This window comes from Exiguobacterium sp. RIT452 (genome assembly GCF_003598705.1).
Classification (GTDB): domain Bacteria; phylum Bacillota; class Bacilli; order Exiguobacteriales; family Exiguobacteriaceae; genus Exiguobacterium_A; species Exiguobacterium_A undae.
In genome coordinates this window covers 857853-873816 of record NZ_QXJB01000001.1, presented here as the reverse complement: position 1 = coordinate 873816, position 15964 = coordinate 857853, and the positions used below count along the sequence as shown (strand labels likewise).

General features: G+C 47.9%; 22 protein-coding genes and 1 pseudogene. 10 read left to right on the top strand and 13 right to left on the bottom strand.

Features of this window, described 5'->3' with window-relative positions:
• Positions 1-31 precede the first annotated feature (31 nt).
• A complete protein-coding gene (locus tag D3D03_RS04680) occupies positions 32-736 on the bottom strand; it encodes an alpha/beta hydrolase (RefSeq protein WP_119922954.1) in 705 nt (234 codons plus the stop codon).
• A 102-nt stretch (positions 737-838) separates the two neighbouring features.
• Between D3D03_RS04680 and D3D03_RS04675 the strand changes: the two genes are divergently transcribed.
• Complete coding sequence (locus D3D03_RS04675) at positions 839-1309, top strand: site-2 protease family protein (RefSeq protein ID WP_119922953.1); 471 nt, start codon at positions 839-841, stop codon at positions 1307-1309.
• A 14-nt stretch (positions 1310-1323) separates the two neighbouring features.
• A complete protein-coding gene (locus D3D03_RS04670) occupies positions 1324-1527 on the top strand; it encodes a hypothetical protein (RefSeq protein ID WP_119922952.1) in 204 nt (67 codons plus the stop codon).
• Positions 1528-1611: 84 nt separating this feature from the next.
• On the opposite strand, the gene D3D03_RS04665 is transcribed toward D3D03_RS04670, so the two are convergent.
• A complete protein-coding gene (locus tag D3D03_RS04665; RefSeq protein ID WP_119922951.1) occupies positions 1612-2055 on the bottom strand; it encodes an Lrp/AsnC family transcriptional regulator in 444 nt (147 codons plus the stop codon).
• 150 nt (positions 2056-2205) lie between these two features.
• Here D3D03_RS04665 and D3D03_RS04660 point away from each other — a divergent pair, with 150 nt between their 5' ends.
• Positions 2206-2364, top strand: a complete 159-nt coding sequence (locus D3D03_RS04660) for a DUF1272 domain-containing protein (RefSeq protein WP_012370403.1) — start codon at positions 2206-2208, stop codon at positions 2362-2364.
• A 47-nt stretch (positions 2365-2411) separates the two neighbouring features.
• Here D3D03_RS04660 and D3D03_RS04655 read toward each other — a convergent pair whose 3' ends face one another.
• A complete protein-coding gene (locus D3D03_RS04655; RefSeq protein WP_119922950.1) occupies positions 2412-2876 on the bottom strand; it encodes a DUF4188 domain-containing protein in 465 nt (154 codons plus the stop codon).
• Complete coding sequence (locus D3D03_RS04650; protein ID WP_119922949.1) at positions 2848-3417, bottom strand: PadR family transcriptional regulator; 570 nt, start codon at positions 3415-3417, stop codon at positions 2848-2850. The genes D3D03_RS04655 and D3D03_RS04650 overlap by 29 nt, the downstream gene beginning before the upstream one ends.
• 153 nt (positions 3418-3570) lie before the next feature.
• On the opposite strand from D3D03_RS04650, the gene D3D03_RS04645 reads away from it, so the two are divergent.
• The 3 genes from D3D03_RS04645 (at position 3571) to D3D03_RS04635 (ending at position 6239) form a co-directional block, all read left to right on the top strand.
• Complete coding sequence (locus D3D03_RS04645; protein WP_119922948.1) at positions 3571-4290, top strand: hypothetical protein; 720 nt, start codon at positions 3571-3573, stop codon at positions 4288-4290.
• 11 nt (positions 4291-4301) lie between these two features.
• Positions 4302-5033: an ATP-binding cassette domain-containing protein gene (locus tag D3D03_RS04640; protein WP_119922947.1), complete on the top strand. Its 732-nt coding sequence runs from the start codon at positions 4302-4304 to the stop codon at positions 5031-5033.
• Positions 5034-5153: 120 nt separating this feature from the next.
• Positions 5154-6239 (top strand): TolB-like translocation protein, encoded by a 1086-nt coding sequence (locus D3D03_RS04635; RefSeq protein WP_119922946.1) that lies wholly within the window; start codon positions 5154-5156, stop codon positions 6237-6239.
• A gap of 56 nt (positions 6240-6295) precedes the next feature.
• On the opposite strand, the gene D3D03_RS04630 is transcribed toward D3D03_RS04635, so the two are convergent.
• Positions 6296-6715 (bottom strand): SRPBCC domain-containing protein, encoded by a 420-nt coding sequence (locus D3D03_RS04630; RefSeq protein WP_119922945.1) that lies wholly within the window; start codon positions 6713-6715, stop codon positions 6296-6298.
• 162 nt (positions 6716-6877) lie between these two features.
• Between D3D03_RS04630 and D3D03_RS04625 the strand changes: the two genes are divergently transcribed.
• The 3 genes and pseudogenes from D3D03_RS04625 to D3D03_RS04615 form a co-directional block, all read left to right on the top strand.
• Positions 6878-7495: an ArsR/SmtB family transcription factor gene (locus tag D3D03_RS04625; protein WP_119922944.1), complete on the top strand. Its 618-nt coding sequence runs from the start codon at positions 6878-6880 to the stop codon at positions 7493-7495.
• On the top strand, positions 7482-8690 hold the full coding sequence (locus tag D3D03_RS04620) for an MFS transporter (protein WP_119922943.1): 1209 nt from the start codon (positions 7482-7484) through the stop codon (positions 8688-8690). Before D3D03_RS04625 ends, D3D03_RS04620 begins: the two co-directional genes overlap by 14 nt.
• Positions 8691-8823: 133 nt before the next feature.
• Positions 8824-9273: pseudogene (locus tag D3D03_RS04615) on the top strand (GNAT family N-acetyltransferase); the annotation flags it as partial.
• A 200-nt stretch (positions 9274-9473) separates the two neighbouring features.
• Here D3D03_RS04615 and D3D03_RS16985 read toward each other — a convergent pair.
• The 5 genes from D3D03_RS16985 to D3D03_RS04590 all read right to left on the bottom strand — a co-directional run bounded on the left by D3D03_RS16985 (position 9474) and on the right by D3D03_RS04590 (position 12395).
• The gene (locus D3D03_RS16985) at positions 9474-10385 is read right to left on the bottom strand and encodes a methyl-accepting chemotaxis protein (protein WP_119922942.1); all 912 of its coding nucleotides are present in this window, start codon (positions 10383-10385) and stop codon (positions 9474-9476) included.
• 302 nt (positions 10386-10687) lie between these two features.
• Entirely contained in the window at positions 10688-11164 is a 477-nt protein-coding gene (locus D3D03_RS04605; RefSeq protein WP_119922941.1) for a VOC family protein, read from the bottom strand.
• Complete coding sequence (locus D3D03_RS04600; RefSeq protein ID WP_119922940.1) at positions 11161-11982, bottom strand: MBL fold metallo-hydrolase; 822 nt, start codon at positions 11980-11982, stop codon at positions 11161-11163. Before D3D03_RS04600 ends, D3D03_RS04605 begins: the two co-directional genes overlap by 4 nt.
• A 17-nt stretch (positions 11983-11999) precedes the next feature.
• Positions 12000-12179, bottom strand: a complete 180-nt coding sequence (locus tag D3D03_RS04595; RefSeq protein ID WP_119922939.1) for a hypothetical protein — start codon at positions 12177-12179, stop codon at positions 12000-12002.
• Positions 12180-12206: 27 nt separating this feature from the next.
• The gene (locus tag D3D03_RS04590) at positions 12207-12395 is read right to left on the bottom strand and encodes a PspC domain-containing protein (protein WP_119922938.1); all 189 of its coding nucleotides are present in this window, start codon (positions 12393-12395) and stop codon (positions 12207-12209) included.
• Between the two features lie 134 nt (positions 12396-12529).
• Here D3D03_RS04590 and D3D03_RS04585 point away from each other — a divergent pair, with 134 nt between their 5' ends.
• Positions 12530-12745, top strand: coding sequence for a hypothetical protein (locus tag D3D03_RS04585; RefSeq protein WP_119922937.1), 216 nt, complete (start codon positions 12530-12532; stop codon positions 12743-12745).
• Between the two features lie 62 nt (positions 12746-12807).
• Here the strand turns inward: D3D03_RS04585 and D3D03_RS04580 are convergent, their stop codons facing one another.
• The 3 genes from D3D03_RS04580 to D3D03_RS04570 form a co-directional block, all read right to left on the bottom strand.
• On the bottom strand, positions 12808-13659 hold the full coding sequence (locus tag D3D03_RS04580; protein WP_119922936.1) for a helix-turn-helix transcriptional regulator: 852 nt from the start codon (positions 13657-13659) through the stop codon (positions 12808-12810).
• A gap of 165 nt (positions 13660-13824) precedes the next feature.
• Positions 13825-15135, bottom strand: coding sequence for a right-handed parallel beta-helix repeat-containing protein (locus D3D03_RS04575; protein WP_119922935.1), 1311 nt, complete (start codon positions 15133-15135; stop codon positions 13825-13827).
• Between the two features lie 305 nt (positions 15136-15440).
• The gene (locus tag D3D03_RS04570; RefSeq protein ID WP_119922934.1) at positions 15441-15944 is read right to left on the bottom strand and encodes a DUF1572 family protein; all 504 of its coding nucleotides are present in this window, start codon (positions 15942-15944) and stop codon (positions 15441-15443) included.
• Positions 15945-15964: the final 20 nt, after the last annotated feature.

Genomic DNA, 15964 nt, shown 5'->3' with positions numbered 1-15964 from the left:
GTCAGGTGTCCGGTTCTTCTGTCTGCTCTCGTTAAAAACGTTCCTCCAACCAAAGCAAGGTGTCCGCTATCATCTGATCCGACACGGTATGGTTGATGAATGGATATTTGAAAAACGTCAAATTATTGTTCGTTCCAACAGACTGTTGGACATAGTGTTCTTGCGTTTCAATCGGAATGACCGCATCGCGTTGTCCATGTACGAATAACGTTGGTGTAGACTGTTCTTGCAGGACAGGATCATACGCTTGCAAGCGTCGTTCTTCTTCCGGCGTTAAATCGTCTCTTTTGTCACGGCTTCGGAAAAACTGTTCCGAAAAGAGGAAGGAGCCGGACCCGTTGATGTTAATCACCCCTGCGCTACCGTTGTGTTTAGCAGCAGCTCCGCTTGCGATGAATCCTCCCATCGAGACACCAAGCCAAATGATGTCCTCTCTTGGAACGTTCAGCTGCTGAACGAGTGTGCTCGATTCCTCGATGCTTTGAAACACGACTTCCCAAAAGTGACGTTCGACGATTTCTTGACCAAAATACGCACCTAGCGCATCACGGCTGTCATGCAGGTGGAGTTCCGGCACAATGACGGTAAATCCTTTATCAGCAAGCATGTCGGCAAATTCCTCGTATTTGGTAATACTTGATCCCCAGCCATGATATAAACAAATCGTTTTGCGGTATTTTTGATGTTTGGCTGGATATGTCCGAATCGACAGAACGGAATCATTTAATGTATGCATCGGTATGTCCCCTTTTCGACTTAGATATAAATCGATTACAACTATGTAAGTTGCATGAATTATCCATTTTTTGTTATGTTTGTGAACGAGAGGAGGAGAAACATGCACTTACTCTGGTTCAATCTGATCATGTTTTGCTTTTACTTCCCCAGCCTGATTCTGCACGAATACGGCCATGCGATCGTTGGTCGCTTGGTTGGGCTACGACTAAAATCCATTTCCATTGGTAAAGGCGACCCCTTCTTACGAATCGGTCATTTTTCCGTTGCCCGAAAGCAATTTTGGGAGGGACTCTACCAAGCTCATCCGTCAGAGATTCCGCTCCGTCGCGGACAAAGAGCCGCCTTGTTACTAGGTGGAGTTGGCGCCAACTTTATCGGTGGTGTATTCGTCTTTATTCTGAGTCAACTCTTCCCAAGTCCAATCATGCATCTGTTGGCTCTGCCCTTCATTCAGATGTCAGTCATTTTCGTCCTGTTAAATCTGATTCCGATCCGCTTGACAAGTGGTGTTCCAAGCGACGGACTGCAGTTGAAGCAACTGTTTTTCAACAAAAATCAACGGATATCCTGACAGGAGTTGAGTTCATGTTAAAACCATTGCTGTTTGCAAGTAGTCTACTGCTCGTCGGATGTGTTTCTTCCGAGCAACCGAAAACCGTTCCGTGGGGGGAAAATACACCCGCTCAAATCGAGCGGCTGAAAGCTCATGATATTGAGTTTACGGTCAAGGGCGACCAGTTACTGATCCCGCAAGATCAGGTCGAAGAAGCAACGAAGTGTTGTACTTAATAGAAAAATAATCCAAATGGCTATTTCCTCATAATATGCAGGAGTTAGCCGTTTTTCGTTACTGAATTATCATGTAATTCATCATCAAATCAAAACACCGTCCTCGACCGTAAACGCCTTAAACGCGACGGGTGACGACAACCGGATCCAGGTCGACGGTTTACCGTACTTCATCGAGGCATCGATAAACGTTTCCAGTGTCTCGACGGACGGCGTATACAATTTGACCATGAAGTTAAACGTTCCGGCGAGCCGATGGCACTCGACGACATCCGGGTGGTCCTTACAAAACGTGATAAACGCGTCGCATCGCGTATCTTCGAACATCAAAATCGCCATGATTGTTTTTTTAAGCGCAACGGGATTGATGACGGCGCGGTACCCTTCGATGACACCGCGGTCCTCGAGTTTCTTGACGCGTTCGTTGACGGCAGGCGTCGAAAGACCCACCGTTTTGCCGAGTTCCGTCCAGGACATCCGCCCGTCTGCCTGCAACGTCCGGATAATTGCGTAATCAATTTCGTCCATTTTTAAAACCTCCTAATATTATGAAGACATATCTTAAAATTACCATTCATTTTCAGGTGAAGCTACTGAAAAACAAACAAAACCAGCTGTTCGGTCCCGTTTTTCTTTCGTACAATTAAGACAGATCAAACGAGACGTGAGGTGAACGACATGCAGGCAACAAATTGCACCCGCTGTGCGGAGACATTTGAAGAAGGTCAGGAAACGTACCACTGTTCGCACAACTGTACCTTTTGTAAAGAGTGTACCGAGACGATGAATTCGATTTGTCAAAATTGCGGGGAAACATTAGTCCGGGTAGAACAGTAATACATACAGCAAGGGAGCGGATCATTGGAATCCGCTCCCTCCTTTCGTTATTCATGTGTCGACACCTTGCGTTCTGCCAGCCGATCCTTCGCCTGTTCCTGATGTTTCTGAATCGTACTTTCTCCGACCGCTTTTGCCAGTCCCCGCGTCGGCAGATTGACATACATCGTCTCGTAGTTACTGATTTCAAACGTCTCATGGAAAATCCCGACGGCATGACTTGCCCGGGCCGACTGATTAAACTGTTTCCACGCGGTCAGGTGACGGTTACCGTGCGAATAGGCAATCAGAGCGTCGGAGGAACGCCAATACTGAATCAACGTGACTGACCGCCAACCGACGAGCATCTCATGCGACAACAAACCGACCTGCTGTTCATAACATTCCTTGATCATCGGTGTCATCGCCTGAACGGCCGGTAACCATTTCCGGACCGCTCGCAGACGGTTGATCCGTAACCCGATGATAAATACGACGACGTCTTCATTCGGTGTCGCGATCACGCGTTTCATCGTCTTTTCCTCCTTCAAGTGTCTGAATCGACGCCGCACACCATTCGAGCAAAGCTTGTGTCTTTCGTTTACCGTAATCGAGCGTCAACAGCCAATACATTGCTTCGTTTGTTTCAGGATAGGCACGAATCGTTTGTTCAATCATGTGGTACGTCTCCAACCGTTCCCGGAGCAGAGCGGCATGCTGGTCGATTTTTTGAATCGTTGTTTCTTTTGACTCATGACGGGCAAAATAGAGTTTCAGCAACAGTTCATTCCGCTGGACCGGCAGTTCTGTCGTCGGCTCCTCGACCCAGCGTCTGAGGTCGGCCTCTCCGTCCAGTGTCAGAACAAAGGTCTTCCGGTCATCCCCTTCTCCGGTTTCTTCAACGATTAATCCTTCCTGCGCCAACGTCTTCAGCATCGGATAGACCTGTCCGAAGCTGATCTTCCAAAAATGATTGAGACTTGTATCAATCGTATGTTTCATTTCGTAGCCTGACGTACAGCCGCTCGCAAGTAATCCTAAAATCGCATACCGGGTCATGTTTTCTTTTGGCATCGGTTTCTCCTATATCTTTTAGATAGTATCTTTTAGATATATATTCCCGGTCTTTCAATTACTAAACGAATATTCAGAATTTTTAACAGTTGATTTCATTTCTTTCACCAAGTATGTTACCCTATTTACAATTATTAACAAAGGAGGTACATGATGCACGCGATTCAAAGTTACTTCATCCTGTATTTAAAAATCATGGTGACGGATAAAATTCCTTTTTTGTGGACGATCGGACTGCCGCTTGTGCTCGCACTGGCGTATGGCACCCGAAATGACTTTACATATGCCGACTTCCTGTCCTTCATCCCGCTGTTCTGGGGCTATATCATCTTATCGACGTACTTGAACGGAATCGGACTCCAACTGGCTCGGATGCGGGAACGAGGGTTGATGAAAACCTATATCATGATTTCCGGAGATAAGCTGAGCTGTATTCTTGCGATGATCCTTGTTCAAGTCGTGTTCGCCGCTGTCAGTCTCGTCTTCTTTACGGTGACGGTGTCGCTCGTAACAGGATTCTTTTCGTTTCAACTGATCGGACTTTCCCTGCTCGTCCTGCTCGGCAGCCTGCCGCTCGCTTTTGCAAGTACATTGCTGACACTTGTGCCGTTTAAGATCTCCAGCATGGCGACACTTGCCAATATCGTCATGTATCCGTTGTTTTTAGTGTCAACCCGCCAGAGCGAGCAGTGGTTCAGTTACTTAAATCCGTTTTATACGATCCGTCAGTTGTCGTTTGAGATCCTTCACTTTTTCAAAGACCTCGATGTGTCAGTCAACGGACCGATTTTGCTGTTGGCGCTGATTCTTTATCTGCTGAGCGGTCTTTTCGCCATCAAACGTTTTAACTTATTGTCCATCTTGACCCGTTAAGGAGGAAACCCATGTTTGTTCAACACCTGCAATTTGCTTATCCAAAGTCCCGTGCGTTATTACACGACGTGACGTTTACGCTGCAACCAAACAAGCTCAATGTGTTGATTGGCATGAACGGCTCCGGGAAAACTACTTTATTTGATTGTATGACGGGTGCGTTGCGTCCGCAGGCAGGTGACATTGCCCTGCCGGACCAATCCGATATCCTCTATCTGACGCAATCCATCTATTATTCCGATGAATTAAAGGGAAAGGACGTCGCCTATTTCATCGGCCGGCTCGCCCAACTCACTGATTTTAAAAAACAAACGACCTACAGTGCTTCGTTACAGAGCCGACGCGAAATCGATTTATTCCATCATCTCTGGCAAATGAAGGTCGGGAAGATGTCGGCTGGCGAAAAGAAATGGTTGTTCGTCACATTGTTGACGACGATCCCCCGCGCATTGTACATGTTTGATGAACCGACGAGCGGTGTGGATCCCGCCACCCGCCTGCACATCATGCGCCGCTTCGAAAAGTTGATTGCCGACGGTCGGACCTGTTTGTTTTCGACTCATCAGCTGCATGACTTATTGCACACGGATGCGCATGTCATTTTCCTGCATGACGGATCGATTGTTTATGAAGGAGATTTTCAGGACTGGTTACAGACGTTTCAAACGACCGATCCGGACGTCGCGTTCACAAAAATGCTTGACCTCGCAACTGAACCGGAACGTGCCAACACGATGCCTTAAGGGAATCGTGTTTTTTCTTACATTCTTGTAAGCTCCCCTTCTTTTTTAGGGCAATGGATTCGTTTCGCTATACACTAATAGAGTTTTCATTTTCCTAAAACAGAACGGGAGTTTTCCGCTATGCCTTATTTTTTAAAACTCAGCTTATTCAGCCTTGTCCTGCTGCTTGTAGGATGCAGTCAACCGGAATCGGAACCAACGCCCCCGGTTCCAGCACCAAAAGAATTGATCCGAAGTGAGACGTTTTCGCCGCTCGGACAAAGCAACAGTTACGATTTAACGGCTTTCTATCAGCGGTATCCTTACCTGTCCGGTCCGAGTTACATCGATGAAACCGCCTTGTATTTTTACGCCTCAAACGAGAAAAACAGCTTCATTTTCCGTTATTCCTTAACGGATCAAAAGCTGCAACAATTGTATACGACGAAGCAATCCATTTACAAACTGGTCGGTGTCGGACGGCAGTTATTTTGGATCCGTTATCAAGATCATGCGAATGACAGCACATGGACACTCGAGACCATGGATTTAGCGACCGGTTCCATCCAACAACTGGATCAAGGAACCGAGCCGGAGCATTTTTACCCGGATTTGCAGACGACAGCGACGCATGTCTCCTGGATCAAGCATCTGAAAAAGAACCGTCAGACACAGTCGCTCGTCCAAAAATATGATGCAGCGACCGGGTACGTCACGACACAAAAAACATTGACGTTGAAGGAAACAGCAACCCGGACCGGAGCATATGCGCAACATCTCCGGGACGGAGACGGCGGAATTCTCCTCGATCAAACGACATACAAAGCGGATGAGAAAACGACCGCCTACACGACACTTTCCGGAAAAATGATCAAAAAAACCACGATGCCGCTTGATTTTGCTTATGGGCGGCACTATCTCGCAACGGGTGCGGAAGGAAACGCTCTGTTCCAGTCGCATGGATCGAACCGGACATCGTATTACTATACGACACCGGAACCATATGATCTGATTGATGCCTTTTGTTTCCTGTCAGCCGATCATGTCGTCTTCCGGGAAGAACAGCATCAACTCCTTTATGCGGACCTGATAAACGGAACGGTTGTCCCACTGACGGACAAGGAAGGCGAGTATTCGAAACCGGTTTTCACGAACGGTCGACTCGGTTACAGTATGCTTCGGGATGACGGAACATTACATTTCCACCTCATACAACTCAAAAAATAAGGAAAAACACAAAAACCCGTCCTGTCATGGAACGGGTTTTGTCGTCTTTCTTACATTCACTGTTGCTCCGCGTACGCTTTAAAACGATCAAGAATCGCCTGCCAGCCCGCTTGTTGCATTTCGGGCGGATTCATCGACTCCGCTTCAAATGTTTCAACAACTTCCGTTTCATCACCATTCGCCGTAAACAGAATCGTCACGTGGCGTCCGTCGTCAATCGTATACGCTAACTTTTCATAAAGGATGACCTCTAGGTAGACGCCGGAAAAATCAAAGCCGACACTTCCATCCTTTGCCGCCATGTGACTGGAAAAACGACCACCTGCTTGAACATCATTCGTCGCTTCTGTCGTATGCCAATCGTCCGAAGCGGCATTCCAGGCTTTGATGTGTTCCGGTTCCGTCCAATACGTCCAGACTTCGGCGACAGGACGTTGGATTACGGTCTGGATTTGAATTTCTTGAGCTTGGTTCATATGAATCACTCCTCTGTAAGTTCAGAATCTGTTCTTTGTTTAACGTTCTGCTTTAACTGAGCAAATCCTTCTTTTAAAAAATGGTTTATTTTGTCAATCATTCAGGTATACTAGCCTTACAGTTAATAAAAGTTAACCGGTTAATAAAAAGGAGTGTTAATGATGGAACAGCAGGCGATTTTGATTCTCGAACAGTACGAACAACTCAAAGTCATCAGTGATCCGATGCGGACAAAAATGCTGATGCATTTGATTGAACAACCACATACCGGTCAGCAATTGGCCCAAAAACTTGACGTCTCCCGGGCAAAGATTTTGTATCATCTGCGGGAACTCGAAAAGTATCAGTTGATTCAACTCGTCGAGGAAGAAGTCCGAGGCGGAAATGTATTGAAGTTTTATCAGGCAGTCGCCCGCGGATTCATTCCGGCTGATCATCTCCTGAATCTTGTCGAGACGAAACAAGCGACACGCCAGTCTTATGTCGAGGTGCTTGACCGAGCGAAAACACGTGTCTTGACGGCGCCTGACCGCTCGTTTGTCCCGCGTTCCTCTGACGTGGAGGACTGGGAAAGCCTGTCGTTCCAACAAGAACTCCGACTTTCACCTGAACAATTCTTGACGTTTACGAAACGGTACCGAGAACTGTTGCAGGACATCGAACAGTATCCGTCGACGGCTGAAGCGGACAAAAAATTATATTACGTGATGGCAACGGCTTTTGAGATTGAGGCACCGTTAATTCAAGCGGACCAGGAGGGAGGACATGCAGGCGACTGAGCAAAAAACGCATCACCCGCTCTTGCGGAACAGTTCGTTTCGAGCGCTTTGGCTCGCCAGCACCTGTTCCTTCCTCGCCTTATCGACCTACTTATTTGCCGAGCAATGGTATATCCTCCGCGTCTTGAAACTTGATGCTTATTTAGGTCTCGTCTTGATGCTGACATTGTTGCCGCGGATATTCTTGATGGTAATCGGCGGCGTGATTGCCGATCGATTCAAGAAATCAATCATTTTACGCTATTCCAGTCTGCTGCGATTCACCTTTGTTCTGCTGTTGCTGTCCGTCTATCACTTCGAGCTGTTGACGATCGTTCCACTCGCTGTATTTGCTTTTACGTTCGGTTGTATCGATGCGTTCTTCTCCCCTGCCAGTGCGTCTCTGTTGCCCCTTCTCGTTTCGAAAGAAGATTTGACACGGGCTAATTCGATTCTTCAAACCTCCAATCAGATGGCGTTGTTCTCCGGACCGTTGCTTGGCGGCGTACTGCTGACCTTTTCTTCGTTTCACTTCATATTTTTGACGGTTGCACTGTTTCTTTTGCTCGCATCGCTCTCTACCCTTTTCATTCGCGAACATCCCGTCGACAATCCGACTCGGACCTCCGCTTGGCTTGAGCTCGTGCAAGGATTTCATTATGTGTTTGCCGACCCATACTTAAGACGGATCCTCTTCCTGCTGATTATCATCAACTTCTTCTTTTTTGGTCCTTTGCTGATGGGGATTCCCCTGTTGGTCGACCGGGTTTTATTGGGTGAAGCCCTTGATCTGAGTTATCTCCAAGGTGCGTATCAGCTCGGCATGTTGCTTGGGGCTGCCTGGATCGGCTTCACCTACTCGATCAACCAGTCGTTTCGCTTGTTGCTGTCGTTGATTGGTCTGCTTGGAGTCGGTCTTGGGTTACTCGGACTAATCGGACACGTCTGGCAAGGCGTTCTACTGCTGCTGACAATGGGAGGCATCTCCTCCATCATCAATGTTCTGATATTGACGACGATTCAAACGACGACACGACCACAGATGATGGGACGGGTCATGAGCCTTGTCAACGCCTCGTCAAACGGTTTGGTTCCATTGTCTTATGCGGCCTTGTCTCTTTCGCTGTCATTTGATGTCCGTCTCGAACAGATTCTCTTGTTATGCGGCTGCGGTATCGTTTTTGTGGTGTGTGCTGCCTTCGTTCGAATTCGGTGAACGCGTCAAAAAAGTCATGTCCCGTCCGTTTCAGGGGGATATGACTTTAACTTGTCGAAATGAATAAACAGGAACGAAGAATCATGAGCCATTGAAACAAAACTAATCCGTGAGGAGGATTGCCTATATGAATATAAACATCCGTCAACTGTCAGCTCATGAGAGTCCTCCGATGGAGCTTTTGCTATTAGCGGACCCGTCTCAGAAACTAATCGAAGAATATTTGAAAAGAGGTCGTTGTTTCGTAGCTGAAACAAGGAATCAACTGATTGGGGTACATGTGCTTCTACCCACGAGACCGCAAACGATCGAAATCGTAAATATTGCAGTAGACGAGAAGTATCAAGGCAACGGCGTCGGAAAATATCTCTTAAAACATGCAATCCAAACCGCGCAAGCGATGGGCTACACAACCATCGAAATCGGGACAGGAAATTCAAGCATTGGCCAGTTGGCACTTTATCAAAAATGTGGATTTCGGATTGTTGGAGTTGATCTAAATTTCTTCTTGCGGCATTACGAAGAAGACATTATGGAAAACGGTATCCGGTGCACAGATATGATTCGGTTATCTCAAGACATACAAGAGTCTCTCCATACTCCTCTAGAACAACTCGTCGTCTATCATGAATGGAAACACAGAAGGAGCAATTGGTGCAATGAAGTTTGTCCCAGAAAAACGATTTGAAGCGATAAAAAAGTGGCCCTTCTCGATAAAGAGAATAACCACCATCTTGTCTTCAGTATTAAGTCATGTCCGAGCTTAGGGCATGACTTTTGCGTTTAAATAACTGTCGTGAATTTTTTTGCCGTTTCATTCAGTTCATGCGCCAATTCGCTGACGGTCTCAAACCGTTGTAACGTCTCTTCCATGACGGAGACACTGGACGAGGCATCGGCGTTTGCCCGCGTGATGCCCTGTTGAATCCGTTCCAGTTCCTTGTTCATCTGTTCCGTCGTGTCGCGAACGTTAATGACGGCGAGTTCAACGAGTTTTGAGAGGTTACGGACTTCTGTCGCGACGACGTTAAAGCCGCTTCCGTGCTCACCGGCGCGTGCTGCTTCGATCGAGGCGTTCAGCGACAATAAGTTGGTCTGGGCGGCAATCTCTTTGATCGTCCCGGTGATCTTTGTGATTTCGGAAGACTGTTCCTGCAGATTCGTTAAGGTCTGTAAATTTTCCTTGGCATCATCCGCCATCTTCTCGATCGTTTGTTTGAGTTGCCGGCTTTCCTGTTTGCCTTGCATGGAGCGGGCATCCAGATCCGTTGCGATGCCGGCAAAAGACGTCGCATACTCTTGGATGGTTTCTTGCCGGTCCGTGATATCAGAAGCAATCTTGACGACGCCGACGACTTTGTTTGCTTCATAAATCGGCATATAGGTCGCCTCCAGCCAAATCGAGTCGCCACGGGCGTCAATCCGCTCGATTTTATCAGCCGAGCTGAAACCGGACAGCAGTTTGCTCCATAATTTTTGATACGCCTCACTGTTTGCAAAATCCGCTCGGCAAAACAGGTGGTGGTGCATGCCAATCATCTCATCACGTTTGTACTTCATCGTCTTCGCGAACAAATCGTTGACATCAACGACCCGGCGTTGTGTGTCAAAACGAATCATTGCGACATTGTGGGTCAGAGCTTCCAAAATATCAGCAGAAGCAAGGGTTGGGTTTGTTAGTTGAGGTGTCGTCACGTGGTTAATCTCCTTCAGGTCATCATTTCAAATTTCATCCATTTAGTTACGAAACTATTTTATAGAAAAACGTTTTTGTTTGCCATTTATCATAACAAGTCCCATTTCCGCTTCACATGAATCTGCTCAGATTGAGGAAAACATTGACCATTCTCTCAAAACAGGTCTTTTTTGGGAATAATTTTTCCCTTCTTTAGAACTTAATACCAATCACGAATTGCTTTCGTCAGGAAGTGGTTCGTGAAGATCCGATGCACTAAAAAAAGCCCTCTCCGATTCACGAGGAATCGAGGAGGACTTGCTTATTTCAAAGTGAAACCACGGTCATTCAAAAGGTTTTCCCATTCGCTTAAGTACATGTAATCCTTTGCGCCGAGCGGATTGTCGAGCTTCGTGATGAACTCAAGACTGTTGCCGTCCGGATCATTAAAATGGATCTTCGCATGGGCATGCTGGGCAATCGGCATGACGAACGGTTCCGTTCCTTCAAAACCAAACGCCTTACGTGGCGTATAACCACGCTCCGTCAGCCAATGGACCGACTCACGTAAGCCGTCGAGTGAGACTTGAAAGGCGATATGCCTGATCGACGGATGGTACGGCAACTCAACTTGGTCCGCTTGCCAGAGACCAAGCCAGCTTTGCTCTTCGACAATCCAAAGAAAAGCGATTTTTTCATCCACGATGTGATCAAGCTTCAACCCAAGTCCTGTATAAAACGCGATGGACCGCTGTAAGTCGCGGACGGGCAGATGTGCTTCATATAGGCCAAGAATCATCGCCGTTCACGTGGCTTGACGTATCCGTTCAACGCTTCGATATAGCGGCTTGCCGAACGGGCGACGGCTGCATTCGCATCCGTAACGACGATCTTATGGAATGCATCGTAAATCTGATTAAAGCGGACGTCTTTTAAGGCGGACGCCATTTCAGCGACGGTCGTTGCCGGTAACGGAATCAGGTTCGGATAACTGTACATGAAGCTGACCCACGCCCGGTCGGCGACGACACGGACGATATCTCCCGTCAGTAATATCCCACGCCCGTCGTTGCCGGTTGTCCATTCGAGAACGGTCGCCCCGTCAAAATGACCGCCGATCCGGTGTAAGATGACATCCTCACTTAACGCGAGTTGATTGCCGGACCAGAAAACAATCTGTTTACTCGGTCGCGTCACCCACTCTTGATCCGCTTCGTGGATATACAGCGGGATACCAAATGTTTCCGCCCATTCGACCTGAGTCGCATAATAATGCGGATGCGATAACGCCATCGCATCGAGTTGACCCACTGCATCGATGACAGTCTGATCGAGATAGGTTACGCAATCCCAAAGAATCCGTTTTGTTCCCGTTACAAGATAAGCCGTCTGTCCGATTCCGAATTTCGGCGTCGTGACCAGACTTTGAAGTCCCGCTTGTTCTTCTGTCATCGTCGTCTGATACGTCCCGGACGAAATCATGTCCGACAGTGTCGTCCATGACTGACCGTTCGGATTGACGTATTGCCGCTCATCCGTACAAATCGGACAAACGTCGTCCCACGTCATGTTTTCATCCATCTGTACCCCGCACGTCGTACAAATCAAGTACTGCATCGAATTCCCCCTGCTGTTTACTTTTTTCTGAGACGCATCACTGCCCAATAAATCAGTGCGAAAATGACCGCTCCAATCACAAATCCGAGTAAGACACTGCCGTCAAACGTTCCTTTCACAGCGTACACAATGCTTAAGCCGATTAAGGCGCCGCATACAATCATCAAGATGCGGATCATCAGATTCGAGGTTGCCATGTTCATCCCCCCCTTTCGAATAGGGTGCTACAATGTCCTTGGCGCATCCGCCATCGCGTTCGCGAGAATCATGTAAATGATTAAATTGATCGGAAGCGGAATGACAATGAAAATCAGGCGGACGGCCAATGACGAGATACCGAAGTGTTCCGCGAGTCCGCCGCACACCCCTTGAATCGATCGATCCGTCGCTGATCTGCGTAATGATTGTGTCAATCGTCTCCCCTTCTTTCTCTGATCGTATGTTGGGTTAATCATCCATATGTTACAATAATTAGTATAACGTAAGAGCGACTGGTTTGCAGGGGGCAACCTCGTCGAACCAGCATTCGCTAGAAAGGAACGATGAGATGGATATCTGGTATTTAATCCAAGAGCGAGCCGTTCCGGTCACGATTCTCGCATTACTGATGATGGGAAGTGCGGTCGTCGTCTTTACGGTATGGAAAAGAGGTCTTGCCTTGTCGATGCCGCTGCGTCTGTTTACGACCATCGTTTGTTTAGTCTGCATTGTCGTTTCAGCCGGCTTACTGCTTTTTACGCTGTTCCTTGGGTATAACTCTTGAGAAGATGCACCCTATACGATTAAAAAGACGTTACTTCCCCGTTCGGAAAGTAACGTCTTTTTTTATTCTCTTTCATCAAAGGTCAGATTGACCGGTGTACGCGGTAACGACGTTTGACCCAGTTGGTTCGTGGAAGGAATGTTGGTCTCCACTTCATGGAACGAAAACGAGTCCGCCCATACAGTGCCTGCTTCCTCTAGCAGAAAACCGAAATGGAGCGACAGCGCCTCGTCCGGGACATCCAGTACGATGGCACAGTAAGTCCAGTCGGTCTCACCAGTTAAAGAACGGTCGGACATATTGTCGAACTGCAGCGGATCGCCGCTGATATCATCGACTCTAAACCACGCTCCGGCACGACCTGTTGCTTCCGTCTTTAAAAAACCGGCGAACATCATCCGTTTCCCGCGATAATCGACCGCTTGAATACTTTGCATCATCGTTGCAAATTTCCCTGTCGCCGATCCGTCGGACACGTGACGTAATTTTCCGGATTGAACCCCTTGATGTACGATTTCTGAATCGGTCTCAAAGTGGTACTCCTCGGTATGGGTACCGCTCATGAACCATCCTGTCAGTTGATTCGTTTGCATGTGTTGTCGCTCCTTATCGGTTAATGTACTGATGATTTGACGATAGCGCCGCGGCGGTAAACCATATTGTCCTTTGAAAACACGGGTAAATGCTTCTTGTGACTGATAGCCGCAGTGAAACGCGAGCTCTAAAATCTCAATCTCCGTTAATCGTAACAACCGTGCGCTGTCCGTCACACGCCGTGTCCGGATATAGTCTCCGACGGTCTGACCAATCCGTTTTTTGAATAAGCGCCCAAAATGAAACGGGGAATATTGAGTGAAGGCGGGCAGTTGCTCCGATAAATCATCTGCGTAAAGATGTGTTTCGATATAGTGCATGACGGTTTGCCAGTCTTGTTCGTTGATGGAAGCTCCCTCCTTTTCCGGATTATGTCATCACTCGTGCTGATTTCATTGTAACGAATCAAGTTTATGCCAATTTGATATTTTTTGCGGTCTTATTCAAATCAGTAAAAAAAGCCGACCTCAGTCGACTTAGCTCCTTCATTTTTTAACGGCCTGTTCAAACGTTTCTTCTGTCCGGTATTCTTTATCCTGCCAAATCCACCGTTTGGCTTTTCCTGTTGCCAACCGATACGTATTTTTCTCGAACTGATTGCCGGAACTCGTTTTGAAAAAATGGGCGACAAACAGATTATCTTGCCCCGTCGTAAATGTATTGCGGTCAATCCGGTTGTCTCGGACATCATGCTGGACCAGCAGTTGTCCCCCTTCCAGCCCTTTCGTATCATTGCCGGTGACTTGATTGACCGTAATCCGGACCTGTTTCGTTCCGCCCCGCTTCTTGTCGTATCCGCCGATCGATATGCCGGTAAACCGGTTTTGTTTGACCAGATTGCCGCGGACCGTGACTTGTTCTGCGTATTTTCCCGCATGTTCACTCGTCACTTCGATGCCGATATCATTCCGCTCGACGGTATTGTTTTCGATTGTCAGTCGTTTTCCACCGTCGACATAAATGCCGGCTGCATTGTACTCCTTGCCGTAAAAAGGATTTCCATAGCTAGAGCTGTCGGAGACAACATTCCCGGCAATCGTTCCGTTCCGTGCATAATCCTCCGCCGGATTCGTCGCGACCCCTTCATATCCGATTAAGTCGATCCCGATGTTATCGTTGCGCCGAACGATATTGTTCGTGACGGAAAATCCATCGATGTTGCCGTTCAGCACCAAGGCTTCGCTTGCGCCCAGCCGGTTGTCTTCGACCCGATTTCCCCGGACGGTGATTTGCTTCAAGCGACCGGTTCCATAAATCGCAATCCCGTGGGCGTTGCCGTCTTTGGCGTTCGTCCTAATCCGACGGACCTGATTGTCGATCAATTGAATGTTCCGCCCTGTGCCGGTGATAAACATTCCGATCGGCGTCTCATTGGTTCGTGTTGTTTCAATGTCTGCGACCACCAGTCCTTGAATCGTCACGTACTGTCGATTTTCAATCCGGACGAGTGCCGTGTCCCCGTCTTTCTGCTTCAGCGCCTTCCCACTTAACACCACTTTCTCCTTTTGATAATTCCGGAAGATGACCGGTGCATGTTTCGTCCCGCTATGCTTGACCGTCAACGCTTCCGTGTACGTTCCTTTGCGAAGGTACACCGTCGTTCCGGCTTTCGCGAGCTGACTGGCTCTTTTCAGCGTTTTCAGCGGTTGTTTGATTGAACCGGCATTCGTATCCTTGCCGGTTGGCGCGACATATAGAACTTTTTTGGCAGCTGTCGACTCCGCCGGTTCTTGATTCCAAGTCGCCGAACACCCGAACAGTCCGAGTGAAAGCAAGAGAATAAATCGTTTTTTCACGTAAATCTTCCTTTCCTTGAACACTTTTCTGATTTTTAATATCATCCATTCCCCTTACACTTAATATACCTACATATGAAGGGCGTGACATGGATGTTGAAGCAAGTGCTCGTCGGTTCATTATCGGCACTTTTACTTGCCGGTTGTAGCTCGGAAGAAGCTGTGCCGAAAAAGTTGTCAAACCGACGGAACTGCCGTTGACACTTAAATTGGATGAGTCCAAAAAACCATCTGATTCAATTAAGAACGAGGTCGTTTATAAAAACAGACCTGTCTCTTCGTAAAAAGAGGCAGGTCTGTTTCGTTCAGTGCCGCTGATGCGGCAAGGGAATCGTCAATGGTTTGAAGTCCGGTCCGAGCAGGATTTTCATCAAAAAAATCAGCTGTCCGGTGTGATAGGCATAATGCGCGAGCTGCCGTTCAATCGCGTCGACGACAAGATGCGGTTCACCGCGGATCAAAACGGTTCGTTCCAGATCGTCCGGTGTCAAGGAAGCAAGCGTCGATTCAACAAGTTGCCAGCCGTCGTTCCATAGTTTTAGCAAGGTCTCTTTATCATGCCCCTGGTCGACGAACTCGGCGTCCCGGTTGCGATTTGGCTTTTCCCCGTCTGTCGTCAAAAAGTCGGTCCAGCGTGAGGTCATATTGTTTGTCATATGTTGGATCAACAACGCGACGCTGTTCGTATCCGGTGCCAGTATCTGATGGAACTGTTCCTCGTTCAGCCAGCCGAGTGCCTGCTCCGCCGGTTCCCGGACCGCCCGGAACCGTGCTTGAATTGCCGTCAAATACACCTCTTCAAAAGCCATTTCATTCCCTCCCTTTACTG